Raw genomic sequence first — 16,085 nt, forward strand, 5'->3', positions numbered from 1 at the left:
GAGCGCTTTACCTTGCGTCGGTGTTCATGGTTTGTATGCGTCATGACCGATTGCGCATTCACCCTGGGCGACCTGACTTTGAGCCCGCGCCCCAGCGGTGCGCTGTGGTGCGCATCCGAATCAATACTGTGCGTATCGGATCTGCATCTGGGCAAATCCGAGCGGATCGCGCGGCGTGGCGGTGTGTTGCTGCCACCCTATGAAACGCAGGCCACGCTGGACCGTTTGCGTCAGGAGATCGACAGCTTGTCCCCTGCGACGGTGATCTGTCTGGGCGACAGCTTCGATGACCTTGCCGCCGCGCAGGCGCTGGACGCGGCGCATCGCGCGGACCTTGCCACGATGATGGCCGGCAGGCGGTGGATCTGGATCGAGGGCAATCACGATCCGGGCATGACCGATCTGGCCGGGGAGCATCTGACGGATGTTCGGATCGGCACCGTGCACTTCCGACATATCGCGGACACGTCCCGGCAGGAATTCGAGGTTTCCGGCCACTATCATCCCAAGGCCAGTCTGACCCTGCGTGGGCGGCGGCTAAGCTCGGCCTGTTTCGTAATGGATCGGACGCGGCTGATCATGCCGGCCTTCGGCACCTATACCGGCGGGCTGCACGTCAGCTCCCCGGAACTGCGGCGCCTGTTCCCGGCCGGTGCCACGGTCCGTCTGACGCGGGCGCCGCAGCATTCGATTCCGGCCTCGCTCTGCGCCTAGATCGTCAGCCCCTCGGGTTCCGGCAGGCCATTTGCCCGACAACAGGCCGTGACCGTGTTCGCCAGCAGACACGCAATGGTCATGGGGCCGACACCGCCGGGTACCGGGGTGATCGCACCTGCGACCTCTACCGCGCTGGCAAAGTCCACATCCCCGACCAGGCGGGTCTTCTCGCCATTGGGAACACGGTTTATGCCCACGTCGATGACGGTCGCGCCCGGTTTGATCCAGTCTCCGGTGATCATCTGCGGTCGGCCGACAGCGGCGATCAGGATATCCGCCGTTCGGCACAGCGCCTCGATATCCCTGGTGCGGCTATGGGCGATCGTGACCGTGGCGCTGTCGCGCAGCAACAGCTGCGCCATCGGCTTGCCCACGATGTTCGAACGACCAACCACGACCGCGTTCATCCCGGACAATGACCCGTGCCGTTCCCGCAGCATCATCAAGCAGCCCAGCGGCGTGCAGGGCACCATCGCCTTTTGCCCGGTCGCCAGCAGGCCGACATTGGAAATGTGAAAGCCGTCCACGTCCTTGGCCGGATCAATGGCGGCCAGAACCTTGTCCGCGTCGATATGGTCAGGCACAGGCAGTTGGCACAGGATGCCATGCACTGCGGGGTCCGCGTTCAATCGCTCGATCAGCGCCAGCAAATCCGCCTCGGAGGTGTTCACATCCAGCTTGTGCTCGAACGAGGCCATGCCGACCTCGACGGTCTGCTTGCCCTTGTTGCGAACATAGACCTGACTTGCCGGGTCCTCCCCCACCAGAACGACCGCCAATCCGGGGGTGATGTCCAGGCTGGCCAGGCGGCTGACATGCTCCGCCACCCGGGCGCGGACAGTGGCGGCAAACGCTTTTCCATCAATGATGTCGGCAGTCATGGGCTTCTCCAGTTCAGCGGGAAAGTAGGCGCTCTTCGCGGGCGATGGACCATTCGATGAGCGTGCGCCAGACATCCTCGGCCAAGGCAGGGTCCAGCCCGTGATCGGCGGCCATACCGCGCACATTGTCGATCACCTCAGCCACGCGAGTGTCGATCCGCGCGGGCAGGTTTTCCGCCGGTTTCAGCTCCGCCGCGCGGTCGATGAACGCGGCGCGTCGGACCAGCATCTGAACCAGCTGCGCGTCGAGCCTGTCGATTTCGGCGCGAAGCTCGGCCATGGAATTACAATCTGCGGGCAGGGTCATCGACCGTTCTCCTTTACGGGAACGTCCTGCCCCCCCGTCCGCGGCGCGTCAACACCCGATCAGAACAGCCCGTCGATCTGCCCCGCCCCGTTGAGCGTGATCGTCTCGGCGCTCGGCACGCGTGGCAAACCCGGCATGGTCATGATCTCACCACAGATGGCGACGATGAAGCCCGCGCCCGCGCTCAGGCGAACCTCACGCACTGGCACGGAATGGCCCGTTGGCGCACCGCGCAGGTTCGGATCGGTCGAAAAACTGTAGGGAGTCTTGGCCATGCACACCGGCAGATGGCCGTAGCCCGCATCCTCCCACGCGCGCAACTGGTCGCGGATTTTCTTGTCGGCCAGCACGTCGTCCGCGCGGTAAATGCGCCGAGCTATGGTCTGTATCTTCTCGAACAATGGCATGTCGTCGGGATAGAGCGGCGCGAAGTTCGCCATGTCCGCATCGGCAATCGCCGCGACCCGGATGGCGAGGTCGGTTATCCCGGCGGAGCCTTGCGCCCAATGCCTGCACATGATCGCCTCGGTGCCCTGAGTGGTGACGTAGTCCTTCACGGCGTTCGCCTCCGCTTGCGTGTCGGTCGCGAAATGGTTGATCGCGACGATGACGGGTACGCCGAAGCTTTTGACGTTTTCGATATGCCGCCCCAGATTCGCACAGCCCGCTTGGACGGCGGCGACATTCTCCTGCCCCAGATCGGCCTTGGCCACGCCGCCGTTCATCTTCATCGCGCGAATGGTCGCGACGACCACGACCACCGCCGGGGCGAGGTTCGCCTTGCGACACTTGATGTTCATGAACTTCTCCGCCCCCAGATCGGCGCCGAAACCTGCCTCTGTCACCACATAATCGGCCAGCTTCAGTGCCGTTTTCGTGGCCACAATGGAATTGCAGCCATGCGCGATATTGGCGAACGGGCCGCCATGGACGAAGGCGGGATTGTTCTCCAACGTTTGCACCAGATTGGGCTGCATCGCCTGTTGCAGCAGTACGGTCATTGCGCCGTCCGCCTTGATGTCACGACAATAAACCGGGGTCTTGTCGCGCCTGTAGGCCACGATGATATCGCCCAAGCGCGCGTTGAGGTCGGCCAGATCGGTGGACAGGCACAGGATGGCCATCACCTCGGAGGCGACGGTGATGTCGAACCCGGACTGGCTGGGGAAACCGTTCGTCACGCCGCCCAGCGATGTCACCACGTCGCGCAGGGCGCGGTCGTTCATGTCCATCACTCTGCGCCAGACGACACGGCGCTGGTCGATTTCCAGCGCATTGCCCCAGTAGATATGGTTGTCGATCATCGCGCTCAGCAGATTGTGCGCCGAGGTGACGGCATGGAAATCACCTGTGAAATGCAGGTTCATCTCCTCCATCGGGATCACCTGCGCATAGCCGCCGCCAGCCGCCCCGCCCTTCATGCCGAAACACGGGCCGAGCGAAGCCTCGCGGATACAGATCGCGGCCTTCTTGCCGATGGCGTTCAGTCCGTCACCCAGCCCGACGGTCGTCGTCGTCTTGCCCTCGCCCGCCGGGGTCGGATTGATGGCGGTCACGAGGATCAGCTTGCCATCGGGACGGTCGGCCAGCGACGCAACGAACGCCTCGGATATCTTTGCCTTGTCGTGACCGAAGGGCAAAAGGTGCTCCCACGCGATGCCCAGCTTCTGCCCGATCTGCTGTATCGGCAATTTGCTGGCCTTACGGGCGATCTCGATATCGGTCTTGTGCGCCATGTCGGGGGTCCTATCGGCCAGAATACACGAAACGGTATCGCATCACTCAAACCGAACGACGCCGCTGTGGGGCGCAGGTTTGCGACCCCTTCGCAACTGAGGACGACGTGGCGACGCGCTCGGGTTCAGGCCGGAAACGAAAACGCCGGAAGCTCTCAAGGCTTCCGGCGTTTTTATCATCCTGGCCCTGCCCGTTCAGGAGGGCTGCGGCTCCGCATCGCCAGCCCCGTCGGAGCGCGGCTTGTGAACCTTGGGAATTGCGGTCACGGAGGGCGTTCCGCCCTGATCGGCCTCATCGTCGTCACCGCCACGGTTGAGCGGTTCGCCGTTGATGACCTTGGTGATCTCGTTTCCGGTCAGGGTTTCGTATTCCAGCAGACCCTGGGCAAGCCGTTCCAGATCGGTAGCACGCTCGGTCAGGATACGGCGGGCCGTCTCATAACCCTGATCGACGATCTCCTTGACCTTGTCGTCGATCAGCTTTTGCGTATCGCCCGAATGGCTGGCGCCGCCACCGTAATTTCCCAGATAGGATTGCTGTTCATTGGCATAATCGACATAGCCCAGCTCCTCGGCGAAACCGAACTGCGTCACCATCGCACGGGCGATGCGGGTCGCCTGTTTGATGTCGGAGGACGCACCGGAGGTGATGTTTTCCTTGCCGAAGATCAACTCCTCCGCCACGCGCCCGCCCATCGCCATGGCGATCATCGACGTGTATTTGGTGAAGCTGACGGACAGCTGGTCCCGCTCGGGTAAGCTGAGCACCAGACCCAGTGCGCGACCGCGCGGAATGATCGTCGCCTTGTGAATGGGATCGTGCTGCGGTGAGTTCAGGCCGACGATGGCGTGGCCGGCCTCATGATAGGCCGTCAGCTTCTTCTCATCGTCGGACATGACCATCGAGCGACGCTCCGCCCCCATCATGACCTTGTCTTTCGCATTCTCGAAATCGTCCATCGTCACGAACCGCTTGCCGGTGCGCGCGGCTGTCAACGCGCTTTCGTTGACGAGGTTCGCAAGGTCCGCACCGGAAAATCCGGGCGTTCCCCGCGCGATGACCCGCAGATCGACATCGGGGCCCAGGGGAACCTTGCGCGAGTGCACTTCGAGGATGCGTTGACGCCCCTTGATATCGGGGTTGGGAACCTGAACCTGGCGGTCGAAACGACCGGGGCGCAACAGGGCGGGGTCGAGCACGTCGGGGCGGTTGGTCGCCGCGATCAGGATTACGCCTTCGTTCGCCTCGAACCCGTCCATCTCAACCAGCAGCTGGTTGAGCGTCTGCTCCCGCTCATCGTTGCCGCCGCCATAGCCCGCGCCACGCGACCGGCCCACGGCGTCGATCTCATCGATGAACACGATGCAGGGGGCGTTTTTCTTGGCCTGTTCGAACATGTCGCGGACACGGCTGGCGCCGACGCCGACGAACATTTCCACGAAATCAGAGCCGGAAATCGTGAAAAACGGCACCCCGGCCTCACCCGCAATGGCGCGGGCCAGCAGAGTCTTACCTGTTCCCGGCGGGCCGACGAGCAATGCGCCCTTGGGGATTTTACCGCCCAAGCGGGAAAACTTCTGCGGGTCGCGCAGAAATTCCACGATCTCCTCCAGCTCATCCTTCGCCTCATCAATACCGGCGACATCGTCGAAGGTCACACGGCCCGATTTTTCGGTCAGCAGCTTCGCCTTGGACTTGCCAAAGCCCATCGCACCACCGCGACCGCCGCCCTGCATCCGGTTCATGAAGAATATCCAGACACCGATCAGCAGCAGGATCGGCAGGAACGGGCCGATCATGGCCAAGAGTCCGGTTTGCTGCTGCGCCTCCGCCTCGACGGTGACGTCGTTTTCGCGCAACTCGGTGAACAACTCGCTGTCGTCCACGGGGCGAATGGTGCGGAATTCCGCGCCGCTCTCACCCATGGTGTAGGTCACACGCTCACCGTCGATGGTGACGCTGTTGACGCGACCGGCCTCCACCGACTCCAGGAAGGTCGAATAAGGCTGAAGCCCAGCACGCGTCGACGTGGACGACCCTTCGAACAGATTGAACAGTGCGATCACGAGGACGAAAAGAACCGCCCAGAACGCAAGATTTTTACCGTTGCCCAACAGAATACTCCCGCACACCTGCGCGACCCTCATGCCGCGCTATTGTGTTATGGCTCACAACATAGACCTCCGACGGCAGGCATTCAATGCGGGTCAGGCCTCGCAAAATGTCTCACCCGGAATGAGATGTCGCTGCGCGGTTTGAGCACGGGCGTCGCGACCACCTCATCCCCGTCCCATATGGCGGGCAAGGCATGGGCCGTCGTGGCACGCAAACCCCTTGGGCGGGGTCCGCACTGGCGCAACCCCTCCACGCCCAGCGGGCCGAGCTGGTATCCCGGTTTGAGAACGGAAACGGTCCAGCGATGATCCCAGATGATGCGGCGTTCATCCATCGCGACCATAGGCGGCACCAAGGCGGGTTCGCGTGAAAACCGGCAAATGCGGTCCGCGCCGCTGATCTGCACACCGCTGAGCGTGGAGGCCTCACCCGCCAGAATTCGGCCGTGCAATCGCACGATCGCCTCGAAACGCGGGGCGTGAATCGAGCCTGAGAAATAGCGCAGAATGTCGCGCAGCAACTGCTGCTGCAGGATCGCGGGAGCCTGCTCGAATACGATTTTCGACAGGATGATCTCTCCGAAACGCGTCTGGCTCAGGCAATTTCGGGCCAAATCCGCAATGTGCCGGTCCACCACGATTCTGCTGTCGCGCAAGCGGTGCGCTGTTTGCGCAATGCGGCCCGCGTCGATGTCGATGCCCTGTAGAACGGCGAGGGCCTTTCGCGTTCGGGCCCGCTGGTACAGGTCATCCTCGTTCGAAGGATCGTCGTGCCAGGTTTGGTTTCTCTCGGTCAAAAAGCCGCGCAAATCGCTGCGCCCGGTGTTCAGCATGGGCCGCAACCACCTGATGCCGTTACCGTCCGAAACGGCCTGCATCGCGCTCAGCCCTGCAAGGCCGGACCCGCGAGCCAGCCGCATCAGGAATGTCTCTGCCAGATCATCGCGTGTGTGCCCTAGAACGACGGTGCGACCGCCCTCAGCCACGATCCAGTCGGCCAGAAGGGCACGCCGCGCGTGACGAGCCTGCTCCGCCAGATTGCCCGTGGCGTCAGACGCGCGGTGCCAGTTCAGAACGACATGCGGCAGATCGAGGTCGCGGCACAGCCGTCCGACCCAGCGCGCCTCCTCGGCGCTTTCGTTTCGCAGGGCGTGATCCACGGTCGCGACCTTCAGTGCGACCTCGCGGGAGTTTGCCCAATCACGCAGCGCGATCAGAAGCGCCACTGAATCGCCGCCGCCCGATACGGCGACGCCCAGCGGACCGCGCAACCGCTGCGAGAGGACATCGTGGTCGAGCATGGTCTATACGCAGCCGAGCCCTTGCTTCGCCTCGATTATGCTCGACACATACTCGTCGCCCTGATCGGTGAAGCGGTCGAGCGCCTCGTCATAGGTCAAACAGGCTTCGGTCTGTTGCCCGATCTGGCCCAAAGCTCCCGCCAGGCGGCGCAAGGCCTCGGGCGCATTTTCCCCTTCGGGAGCGGCGGAAAATACGTTGAGATAGTTGATCGCCGCCGCCCGAGGCTGGTTCAGCCCATCATAGCTGAGGGCAGCGAAATACCGGGCCTTGGTGGTCAACGGGCCGCCGGGGAACGTCTCGATGAAGCGTTCGAACTCCGCCACCGCTGCGGAATAATCACCAGCATCGTACATCCTTTTCGCGGCGTCGAACGCCGATTGTTCGGTCAGCGCGACCTGCGGGGCAGCGGATGATGCCCCGTCCGGGACAACGGATGTGGCACCGCCCAGATCAGATGCGGGTGCGACGAATGCGGTGTCGCCGCCCTCCAGTTCGGTCAGCCGGAAATCCATGTCCGCGATGCGCCGTCCGCCATCCTCGGCCACGCTGCGGACCTCGAACTGGATTTCCTCAACCCGACCCGTCAGCGTGCGGATTCGCGCTTCGATTGCGTCGAGCCGCGCCAGAGTTTCCGCATCGAACGGCACCCCCGAAGAGACCTGCCCGGTGGTGACGAGTTGTGTCCTGAGTTGCTGCAAATCCTGATCGAGTTGCTGAAGGCTGAGCCGCACATCCTCCAGACTCATTTCCGGCGATTGTGTTCCGTCCAGCACTTCCTGCAGCGGATCGGCTCCAGTCTGTGCGCCCGCCGCCAACGGAGACATCGCAAGTCCGACGATCAGAATTCCACGCAACCACATAATTCGCCCCTTACACTGTCTGAAAGGCGCGACCGCATCGGCCGCGCCCCCACGTCGATATCAGCTGCCGACCGCGCCGGCGATGACCGTTACGGTGCGCCGGTTCTGTGCCCAGCACCGCTCGTCCGAGCACAGCTCGACCGGGCGTTCCTTGCCATAGCTGACGGTGCTCATCCGCGAGGGGGAAATTCCCTGAGCGACGAGGTAGTCGTATGCCGCCTGTGCACGGCGCGCGCCCAGGGCCAGGTTGTACTCCCGCGTGCCGCGTTCATCCGCGTGACCTTGCAGGGTCAGGTTGCGATCCGGAAACCGCTTGAGCCAATCCGCCTGCAGGTTCAGCGTGCTTTGCGCCGCCGTGCTCAACGAGCTGGATGCGGTGTCGAAGAACACCCGGTCCCCGACCGCAGTGGTGAAATATGCCAGCGAGCTTTGATCGACCGCATTGCTGGGGGCACCGCCACCCGCGCCCATACCGCCGAGCATTCCCGATCCGGCGGCGTCGTCATCTGCCGTGGTGCACGCCGCCAGCGACAGGGCCAGGGCCGCTGCTGCAACTAGTTTCATGGTTTTCATCTCTAACTGTCCTCTACTCTTGTCTGTAACGACGACCCGGGTGATGGGTCTCTGCTCAATTTGAGCGCAGCCTGGACCAGTTCGGGTCCGACGCTCCGCCCGGGGTTTGTACGTAACGCAGATTGCGACCGGTCACGTCGACCGATACGAGGGATGCCGCCCCCAACGGCCCCGGCGTTTCTCTGAAGAACATCAATACACGACCGTTGGGCGACCATGTAGGCCCCTCGTCGAGGAAGGATGCCGTCAACAATTGCTCGCCCGTGCCATCGACGTTCATCACACCGACATGGAACCGGCCGCTGACCTGCTTGGTAAAGGCGATCTTGTCGCCGCGCGGGCTCCACACCGGGGTGCCGTAAAGGCCCGTTCCGAAGCTGATGCGCTGCGCCGGCCCACCGGACGCGGACATGACGTAGAGCTGCTGCGATCCGCCCTGATCGCTCTCGAACACGATACGCTGGCCATCCGGGGAATAGCTGGGCGCGGTGTCGATCGCCGGGCTGCGCGTCAGGCGGTTGCGGGTCTGCGTGGACAGGTCCAGCGTATAGATATCCGTGTTTGCGCCATCGGTCTGGCTATAGATCACACGCCTGCCATCGGGCGAGAATCTCGGCGCGAAGGTCATGCCCTGCGAGACTCCCAATGTACGCCGCTGATCCGTGGCCATATCATGCAGATAGACCTGAGGTGAGCCTGAAGCATAACTCGTATACAGCACCGAACGCCCGTCCGGCGCAAACCGGGGCGCGAAGACCAGATCCTGCCCGCCCGTGATATAGCGTACGTTCGCGCCGTCCTGATCCATCACCGCGATGCGCTTGACGCGGCTGCTCTTGGGGCCCGATTCGGACACGAAAACGACTTCGCTGTCGAAATACGGCGCCTCACCCGTCAGCCGGGAATAGATCACGTCGGCTACGCGATGCGCGACCTGTCGCCAGTTCTGCGATGTTGTCGACAGGCTGACGCCCTGCCCGATTTCGGACGATCCGAAAACGTCCCACAACCGCATATCGACCGTCACACGCCCGTCCGAGCCGGTGGACACGTTGCCGGCGATCAAGGCCTGCGCGTTGATGATCTGCCAATCCGCAAAGACCGGCTGGGCATCGACCCCTACCGCAGGCGTGATGAAGGCCGTGGCAGGGATCTGCCGGAACAGCCCCGTATTGCCCAGATCGGCCAGAATCACGCTGGTAACCTGAGATGCCAGTTCGGCTGAGGCCGCGTCACGCGCCACGAAATTCGGCACCGCGATGGGCATCGGTTCGATCACGCCCTGATCGATCGTAACCCGCAGCGGGCCCGAGGATTGCTGCGCCACGGCCTGCGTCGCGCCGACCACCATCGCCAGAATGAGAAAAAATCTTGTCAACATACGCCAAGTCTACCTTTTCATACTGCTTTAAGAAAGAACCGTGCTCACGATCCGAATCCAACGACTGTCTTGCTGGGATCGAAGGTGATCTCGATTTCCTGCCATTGCCCGTACTTGTCCACCGGAAGGATGATCGCCCCGGCATTGCTCGCCTGCATGATGGCACTGCGCGCCACGCTGAATGCAAGGGCATAAGCGCCATCGGGTGAAGATGGTCTGATCGGGCGGACGTCGCCCACCACACGTCCATTGCGATCCAGCGTGATTCCAACAGTGACGACCAACTGATCGCCACCCTCCAGCCCGGCGACCCGACCGACATTCCACTTGCTGGAGATCGCGCTGGTCAGGTTGCCGATTTCGCCCGATGTCAGGGGCGGCCCCTGCGGGATGGACGTGGCCTGCCGTTCGGGTGCGTCGACCGCTGGCGGCTGATCCGGAGTGCTCGCGGCGGGTTCAACGGGTTCGGGGGGCTGCTCCGTCGTCTCGGCCGTTCGCACGGGCTGCGTGACCGGTTCGCGGATTTCAGGGCGTGCCTGCGGCCGGACCGAGGCGAGCGGTGCGCCATCATCCTGCGGCGCAGGCTCCGCCGCCAACTCGTCGAGCGGTTCCGAATCGAGGGGGGTGGGCTCCGGCTCCGGCAGGTCCTCGGCAATCTCGGGGATGATCTCCGTCGCGGCCTCCTCAGGCGCTGTGGCCTCCTGCGGGGGGAGATCTGTCGTTCCCTCAGTGCTGAGCCGGATTTCCTCCTGCGTCTCATCGGCGGTCCTGACATCCTCAGGCGGGGGGGCGGCTGGCGTCGTGTCGATGCGCAGACTGGGTGCCTGCGGGCGCGGTGGTGACATGCCCGCCGGACGGTCAAGGGATTGCGGACGCGGCTCAGGCCGAGCCACGGGGCTGTTCAACGCCGTATCGAACGCGCCGGGTAGTTCTGGCGCCAGGGTCGTGACCTCATCATCGACCGTGACCCGGTTTGTGGTCAGGACCGCCGACAGATCGGCCTGCGCGTCCGCCTCAGTCGGGGCGTCGGGTCCGTCCAGCTCGTTTATCGTGACGTCCATCTCCGCATCCGGTCGCGCCGCATCCAGGTTTTCCTCCCCCGGGGCGGCCAGTGCATCAAGTGTTGTCATCGGCACGGTTTGCGGCGCCTGTGAAACAGCGGCGTCAAACTGCGATTCCGTTAGGATCGAAACCTGCGCCACACGGATGGTTTCCTCCTCGTCCCGGTCGAACCACGGGATGCTTACCAGCGACGCCACGATCAGCAGGGCGTGAAGCCCGGCGGATATCTTCAGGGCGTTGCGCATGGCATCCTCACTCGGACGGAGCGGTCGGCGCCGCACCGTCGAATTCAGGGCCACCATTGCTGGTCACGAGGTTGATCTGGTTGAAACCCGCATTGTTTAACGCGCCCATGACCTGCGCCACCTGCGCATAGGGGATTGCCCCGTCGGCGCGCAGGAAAACCGCGTTCGAGGTCCGCTCAACCGCGATGGCGCGCATGCGCGGGATCAGTTCCTCCCGCGCGATGGGGGTGTCTTGCAGGACGATTTCCCCGGCGGCGGTCAGGCTCAGCGTCAGGGGGCGCTCCTCCTCCTGCGGCAGGGCACCGGCGGCCGTATCGGGAAGCTCGACCGGCACGCCCGAGGACAGCAGCGGTGCCGCGACCATGAAGATGATCAGCAGCACCAGCATCACATCCACGAACGGCGTCACGTTGATCTCGCTCATCGCGGCGGAGCGGCCGCGCCTGCGTCGCCGTCCCCCGCCGCCAGAGCGTTGTATGGTGCCTGCCCCCATCCCTCAGTCCGCCCGACGTTCGAGCTGGCGCGACAGGATCATCGCGAATTCATCGGCGAAATTCTCATGCGTGCCGCCGATGCGGTCACTGTCACCGCTCAACTTGTTGTAGAAGATCACCGCAGGGATCGCCGCGAGCAGACCCAGCGCGGTCGCCAGCAAGGCCTCGGCAATGCCGGGGGCCACGACGGCGAGGTCAGTCGATTGCTGAACGGCGATCTCCTCGAACGCATGCTTGATGCCCCAGACGGTGCCGAACAGGCCTATGAAGGGAGAAACGGCGCCGATGGTCGCCAGATAGCCCAGACCTCGGTTCAGCCTCTCGCTCTCCCGCGCGATGACCACGTTCATAGCCCGGTCTATGCGTTGCTGCGCCCCGGCAATGAAGCCGTGATTGGGTTGCGCCTTGCCCCATTCCTCCATCCCGGCGGCAAAGATCGTCGCGCAGGGTGCGTCGGGTTCCGGGCCTATATCGGCGTGAATCTCATCGAGCATGCGGCCTGACCAGAACACCCGCTCGAACTCGGCATCCGCGCTGCGCACCTTGCGAAAGGATGTCAGCCGGTCAAAGATGATCGCCCACGACCAGATCGAGGCGCAGACAAGCAGCAACATCACCAGCTTGACCGTGAGAGTCGCTCTCAAAAACAAGGCCAGCAACGAGAAATCGATTTCGCTTGCCGCGCCCAATACGTCCGTTTCCATATGCCTGCCGCCTGTTCGTTACGCCCGGCCTCCGGGTCGTGTTTTGTCAATCTATTCCAGTTTACCTGGCTGATATGCAAGTCTCGCCAGTGCTGAACACGTAAAATTCACCCCTGCGCACAGGCTAGCCCATGAACACGGCGAGTTTGCGGCGGATTTCCGCCGGAAGCCGCGCCGCGCGTCCTGACATGTCCATCACCGCGCAGTCGATCCGCGCATCGAGCAGTTTTTCATCCCCGCGCCAGACACTCTGCGGCATGGTGAACCGTGCGCCGCGCATATCCTCCAGCGTCGTCTGAACCCGCAGCAGATCCTCGAAGCGGGCGGGTCGCAGGTAATCCGCCTCCACCCGGCGCACCACGAAAACCAGACCCGCGTCGCGCATCTCCAGCTGGCTGATGCCAGCCTCACGCACGGCATCCGAGCGACCGCGTTCGAGAAATTTCAGATAGTTCGCATAGTAGACAACACCGCCCATGTCGGTGTCCTCGTAATAGACGCGAATTTGCGTGTTGTGGACCATGATCCCGCCTCCGGCATGCTGCCCGGATGGCCTATCATTCCGGTGGCGAGGCCACAACGATCGCTCAGCGCGCGGTCAGTCGGGCCTGCATTCGCAAGGCATGGCTGGCATCGCTCGCGGCGGCGGGCAGCGCGGCGGAATAGGCGACACGAACGACATCCGCGATCTCGGGCCGGATCACGGCAGGACCGCCCTCGCGCACAATGGCCAGCGGCGACACATCGATGAAGGCCAGATCGGACCACAGCAATATGGACTGCAGCGCCTGTCCCAGCGCCAGTGTTTCCGCCGGAATGTCGCGCATGTGCTCATCCATCCGGACGAACACGAAGCAGGCCCGAATGCCGCCCTCGGCATCGAAGCGAAAGATCCGGTACTGGTTCGCATCCGCGCCCTGCAAACGGGACACGAGCGTCGGCAGTTCCGGAATCAGCCGGTGCAGGTCGGGCGTATCGCTCAACTCCGCCCAGTCGCGCAGAAAGAACCACATCATGTTCGAGCCAAGCTCGGGGTCGGTTTCCGCCAGGGGCGTTCCCGTCAAGGAGGTGACGGCTTGCAAGGCGCTCTTTACCACCGCGATGGTTTCATCCTCGACGCCGAAAACCACCGGGGCGACCGGGCGGTTCCAGCGCGCGAACACATAGGTGCCGTCGGAACGGGTGAACAGTTTGCTCAGGTCGAACGGATCGGACATGGGCTTACTCCGGCTCGGATTTCGGATCGAACAGGTCCGACTGGTCGGCCCGACGGGGGGGCGCGAGACCCAGATGCGTCCACGCCTTGTGCGCCAGCATCCGGCCACGGGGGGTCCGGGCGATCAGGCCCTGCTGCAACAGGAACGGCTCGATCACTTCCTCGATGGCGTCGCGGGCCTCACTCAGCGCGGCGGCGATGGTTTCCACGCCGACAGGTCCGCCGCCGTAATTGTCGGCCAACAGGTGCAGATAACGTCGGTCCGCGCTGTCCAGACCCAGATCATCGACACCCAGCCGGGTCAGCGCCCGGTCCGCCAGCTCCTGCGTAACGGTGCCGTCCCCCTCAACGATGGCGAAATCGACGACCCGGCGCAGCAGGCGGCCCGCGATCCGGGGGGTGCCCCGCGCGCGGCTGGCAATCTCCCGCGCGCCGTCGGGTGTTGCAGGCGCACCTGATAGCCGCGCCCCCCGCTCAACGATCCGGACCAGTTCGTCCACGGTATAGAATTCCAGCCGCGTGGGAATGCCGAAGCGATCCCGCAGCGGGGTCGTCAGCAGACCCAGCCGCGTCGTCGCCCCGACCAGTGTGAAGGGTTGCAGGTCGATCCGGACCGTGCGGGCCGCCGGCCCCTCACCGATCACGAGGTCCAGTTCGAAATCCTCCATCGCGGGATAGAGGATTTCCTCCACCACCGGATTCAGCCGATGGATTTCGTCGATGAACAGAACGTCATTCGCGTCGAGATTGGTCAGGATCGCCGCCAGATCACCGGCCTTGGCCAGCACCGGCCCCGACGTCATGCGGAAGTTCACGCCAAGTTCGCGGCTGACGATCTGCGCCAGCGTCGTCTTGCCCAGACCGGGCGGGCCATAGAACAGCGTGTGGTCCATCGCCTCACCCCGGCGACGCGCGCTTTCGATAAAGACACGCAGATTCGCCCGCGCCTCCGCCTGCCCGGTGAAATCATCGAGCGTTTGCGGGCGCAGGGCGCGGTCGGCGTCCTCTGGCTGCGCGGCGGGTTCCATTGAAATCGGATCGGTCATGTCTGCCTGTTCCTGCGGTCGCCCCGTTGTCGCAGCAGGCGGCGACAGGGACAAGGGCGGGTCTATCCCTTGGGTGCCAGCAGTTTCAGCGCCGCCTTGATCAGGGTTCCGGCATCGCCACCGTCACCCGCGGCCTGCGCCACGGCACTCGCCGCCTCACCGTGACCGTATCCCAGATTGACCAGTGCCGACAACGCATCCGCCTGTGCCATGCCATCACCAGCAGGTTCCGGCGGCAGGTCGTCGATGATTTGTGGTTCGGTCGGAACGGCGCTTGCCGCGGGGGCATGAGCCATCGCACGACGCGCGCCGCTGGCCCCCAGGGCCATGATCGCGGGGGCCTTATCCTGCAATTCGTTGACGACACGTGCCGCAATCTTGGGGCCGATGCCCTGCGCGGTCTTGACCGCAGCCACATCGCCCAGCGCGATCGCGCGGCTCGTCCCCTCCGGTCCCAGAGTGCCCAGAATGGCCAGTGCCGCCTTCGCGCCGACCCCCTGAACCGAGGTCAGCAGCCTGTGCCATTCCTTCTCCGCCAATGTCAGGAAGCCGTAGAGCTGCATCAGATCCTCGCGCACCACCATCTCAGTATAGAGGGCGACATGCCCTCCCTCCGCCGGGAGAGCGGCAAGCGTGCGTTCCGAGCAGTGCACGATATAGCCCACGCCGGCCGCCTCGATCAGTACGTGGTCGCCCATGCGGTAATCAAGCCGCCCGGATATCTTTCCGATCATCTCACCCTCCCGCGCGGGCGATGGCCGCGTCCAGTCGCCCTGCAAAGCGAGCATGATGCGCATGGCACAGGGCAATGGCCAGCGCGTCCGCGGCATCCGGCCCCGCGATCTGGATCCCAGGCATCTGCAACCGGACCATGTGATCGACCTGCGCCTTAGCCGCATGTCCAACCCCGACAACGACTTTCTTGACCTGATTGGGTGCGTATTCCGCGACGGGCAACCCTGCCTGAGCCGGAACCAGCAGCGCCACCGCCCGCGCCTGTCCCAGCTTTAGCGTACCTGCCGCATCCTTATTCACGAAGGTATGTTCGACCGCCGCACAAGCCGGTGCATGCTCCCTTAGAACGATCTGCAATTGCGCGAACAGGGCGCAGAGCCGATTCGCCAGATCGGTGCCGTCACCGGTACATGTGCCGTTTGCGACATGCGAAATGCGCGAACCCGACACATCGATGATGCCCCACCCCATGCGCCGAAGGCCGGGATCTATCCCTAGAACACGCATCCGCAAAATTCCCCTTGCCTGGCTCCTCCACCGCGATAGCACGAACAGGGAACATCGACCAGCGGGAAAACCGCGCAGGATCATTTCGCGACATTCGGAATTCGCAAAACGACATGGCCGGGCTGCTATGCAACGCCCCGCCAGAAGTCATGTAAAAATAACATATCTGCCGCGCATTTTTTCTATTGTCGCAGCGGATTTGTG

The 16,085-nt window shown here is 63.6% G+C and carries 17 protein-coding genes; 1 reads left to right on the forward strand and 16 read right to left on the reverse strand.

Annotated features, from left to right (window positions below):
• Window positions 1-42 precede the first annotated feature (42 nt).
• Window positions 43-714, forward strand: a complete 672-nt coding sequence (gene pdeM, locus G8E03_RS01340; RefSeq protein ID WP_166187761.1) for a ligase-associated DNA damage response endonuclease PdeM — start codon at window positions 43-45, stop codon at window positions 712-714.
• Here pdeM and folD read toward each other — a convergent pair.
• The 16 genes from folD to ruvC form a co-directional block, all read right to left on the reverse strand.
• Window positions 711-1,598, reverse strand: coding sequence for a bifunctional methylenetetrahydrofolate dehydrogenase/methenyltetrahydrofolate cyclohydrolase FolD (gene folD, locus G8E03_RS01345; RefSeq protein WP_166187763.1), 888 nt, complete (start codon window positions 1,596-1,598; stop codon window positions 711-713). The genes pdeM and folD overlap by 4 nt on opposite strands.
• Before the next feature lie 13 nt (window positions 1,599-1,611).
• A complete protein-coding gene (locus G8E03_RS01350; protein WP_166187765.1) occupies window positions 1,612-1,905 on the reverse strand; it encodes a chorismate mutase in 294 nt (97 codons plus the stop codon).
• A 59-nt stretch (window positions 1,906-1,964) separates the two neighbouring features.
• A complete protein-coding gene (locus G8E03_RS01355) occupies window positions 1,965-3,641 on the reverse strand; it encodes a formate--tetrahydrofolate ligase (RefSeq protein WP_166187767.1) in 1,677 nt (558 codons plus the stop codon).
• Between the two features lie 195 nt (window positions 3,642-3,836).
• Window positions 3,837-5,756 (reverse strand): ATP-dependent zinc metalloprotease FtsH, encoded by a 1,920-nt coding sequence (ftsH, locus tag G8E03_RS01360; RefSeq protein ID WP_166187769.1) that lies wholly within the window; start codon window positions 5,754-5,756, stop codon window positions 3,837-3,839.
• An 83-nt stretch (window positions 5,757-5,839) separates the two neighbouring features.
• Window positions 5,840-7,057, reverse strand: a complete 1,218-nt coding sequence (gene tilS, locus G8E03_RS01365) for a tRNA lysidine(34) synthetase TilS (RefSeq protein WP_166187772.1) — start codon at window positions 7,055-7,057, stop codon at window positions 5,840-5,842.
• A gap of 3 nt (window positions 7,058-7,060) precedes the next feature.
• Window positions 7,061-7,918, reverse strand: a complete 858-nt coding sequence (gene bamD, locus G8E03_RS01370; protein WP_166187774.1) for an outer membrane protein assembly factor BamD — start codon at window positions 7,916-7,918, stop codon at window positions 7,061-7,063.
• A gap of 60 nt (window positions 7,919-7,978) precedes the next feature.
• A complete protein-coding gene (gene pal, locus G8E03_RS01375) occupies window positions 7,979-8,482 on the reverse strand; it encodes a peptidoglycan-associated lipoprotein Pal (protein ID WP_347340507.1) in 504 nt (167 codons plus the stop codon).
• Window positions 8,483-8,546: 64 nt separating this feature from the next.
• Window positions 8,547-9,872 (reverse strand): Tol-Pal system beta propeller repeat protein TolB, encoded by a 1,326-nt coding sequence (gene tolB, locus G8E03_RS01380; RefSeq protein WP_166187778.1) that lies wholly within the window; start codon window positions 9,870-9,872, stop codon window positions 8,547-8,549.
• A 44-nt stretch (window positions 9,873-9,916) separates the two neighbouring features.
• A complete protein-coding gene (locus G8E03_RS01385; protein ID WP_166187781.1) occupies window positions 9,917-11,179 on the reverse strand; it encodes a hypothetical protein in 1,263 nt (420 codons plus the stop codon).
• A 7-nt stretch (window positions 11,180-11,186) separates the two neighbouring features.
• Window positions 11,187-11,672 carry an ExbD/TolR family protein gene (locus tag G8E03_RS01390; RefSeq protein ID WP_166187783.1) on the reverse strand — a complete coding sequence of 162 codons (486 nt, stop codon included), beginning with the start codon at window positions 11,670-11,672 and terminating at the stop codon, window positions 11,187-11,189.
• 3 nt (window positions 11,673-11,675) lie between these two features.
• The gene (tolQ, locus tag G8E03_RS01395; RefSeq protein ID WP_166187785.1) at window positions 11,676-12,377 is read right to left on the reverse strand and encodes a protein TolQ; all 702 of its coding nucleotides are present in this window, start codon (window positions 12,375-12,377) and stop codon (window positions 11,676-11,678) included.
• Between the two features lie 124 nt (window positions 12,378-12,501).
• Window positions 12,502-12,900 (reverse strand): tol-pal system-associated acyl-CoA thioesterase, encoded by a 399-nt coding sequence (gene ybgC, locus G8E03_RS01400; protein ID WP_166187788.1) that lies wholly within the window; start codon window positions 12,898-12,900, stop codon window positions 12,502-12,504.
• A 64-nt stretch (window positions 12,901-12,964) separates the two neighbouring features.
• The gene (locus G8E03_RS01405) at window positions 12,965-13,594 is read right to left on the reverse strand and encodes a hypothetical protein (RefSeq protein ID WP_166187790.1); all 630 of its coding nucleotides are present in this window, start codon (window positions 13,592-13,594) and stop codon (window positions 12,965-12,967) included.
• Between the two features lie 4 nt (window positions 13,595-13,598).
• Window positions 13,599-14,639, reverse strand: a complete 1,041-nt coding sequence (ruvB, locus tag G8E03_RS01410; RefSeq protein ID WP_166187792.1) for a Holliday junction branch migration DNA helicase RuvB — start codon at window positions 14,637-14,639, stop codon at window positions 13,599-13,601.
• Between the two features lie 62 nt (window positions 14,640-14,701).
• The gene (gene ruvA / locus G8E03_RS01415; protein ID WP_166187794.1) at window positions 14,702-15,373 is read right to left on the reverse strand and encodes a Holliday junction branch migration protein RuvA; all 672 of its coding nucleotides are present in this window, start codon (window positions 15,371-15,373) and stop codon (window positions 14,702-14,704) included.
• A 1-nt stretch (window position 15,374) separates the two neighbouring features.
• The gene (gene ruvC, locus G8E03_RS01420) at window positions 15,375-15,881 is read right to left on the reverse strand and encodes a crossover junction endodeoxyribonuclease RuvC (RefSeq protein WP_166187796.1); all 507 of its coding nucleotides are present in this window, start codon (window positions 15,879-15,881) and stop codon (window positions 15,375-15,377) included.
• Window positions 15,882-16,085 lie beyond the last annotated feature (204 nt).

This window comes from Pontivivens nitratireducens, assembly GCF_011290545.1.
In the GTDB taxonomy this organism is placed as follows: Bacteria; Pseudomonadota; Alphaproteobacteria; order Rhodobacterales; family Rhodobacteraceae; genus Pontivivens; species Pontivivens nitratireducens.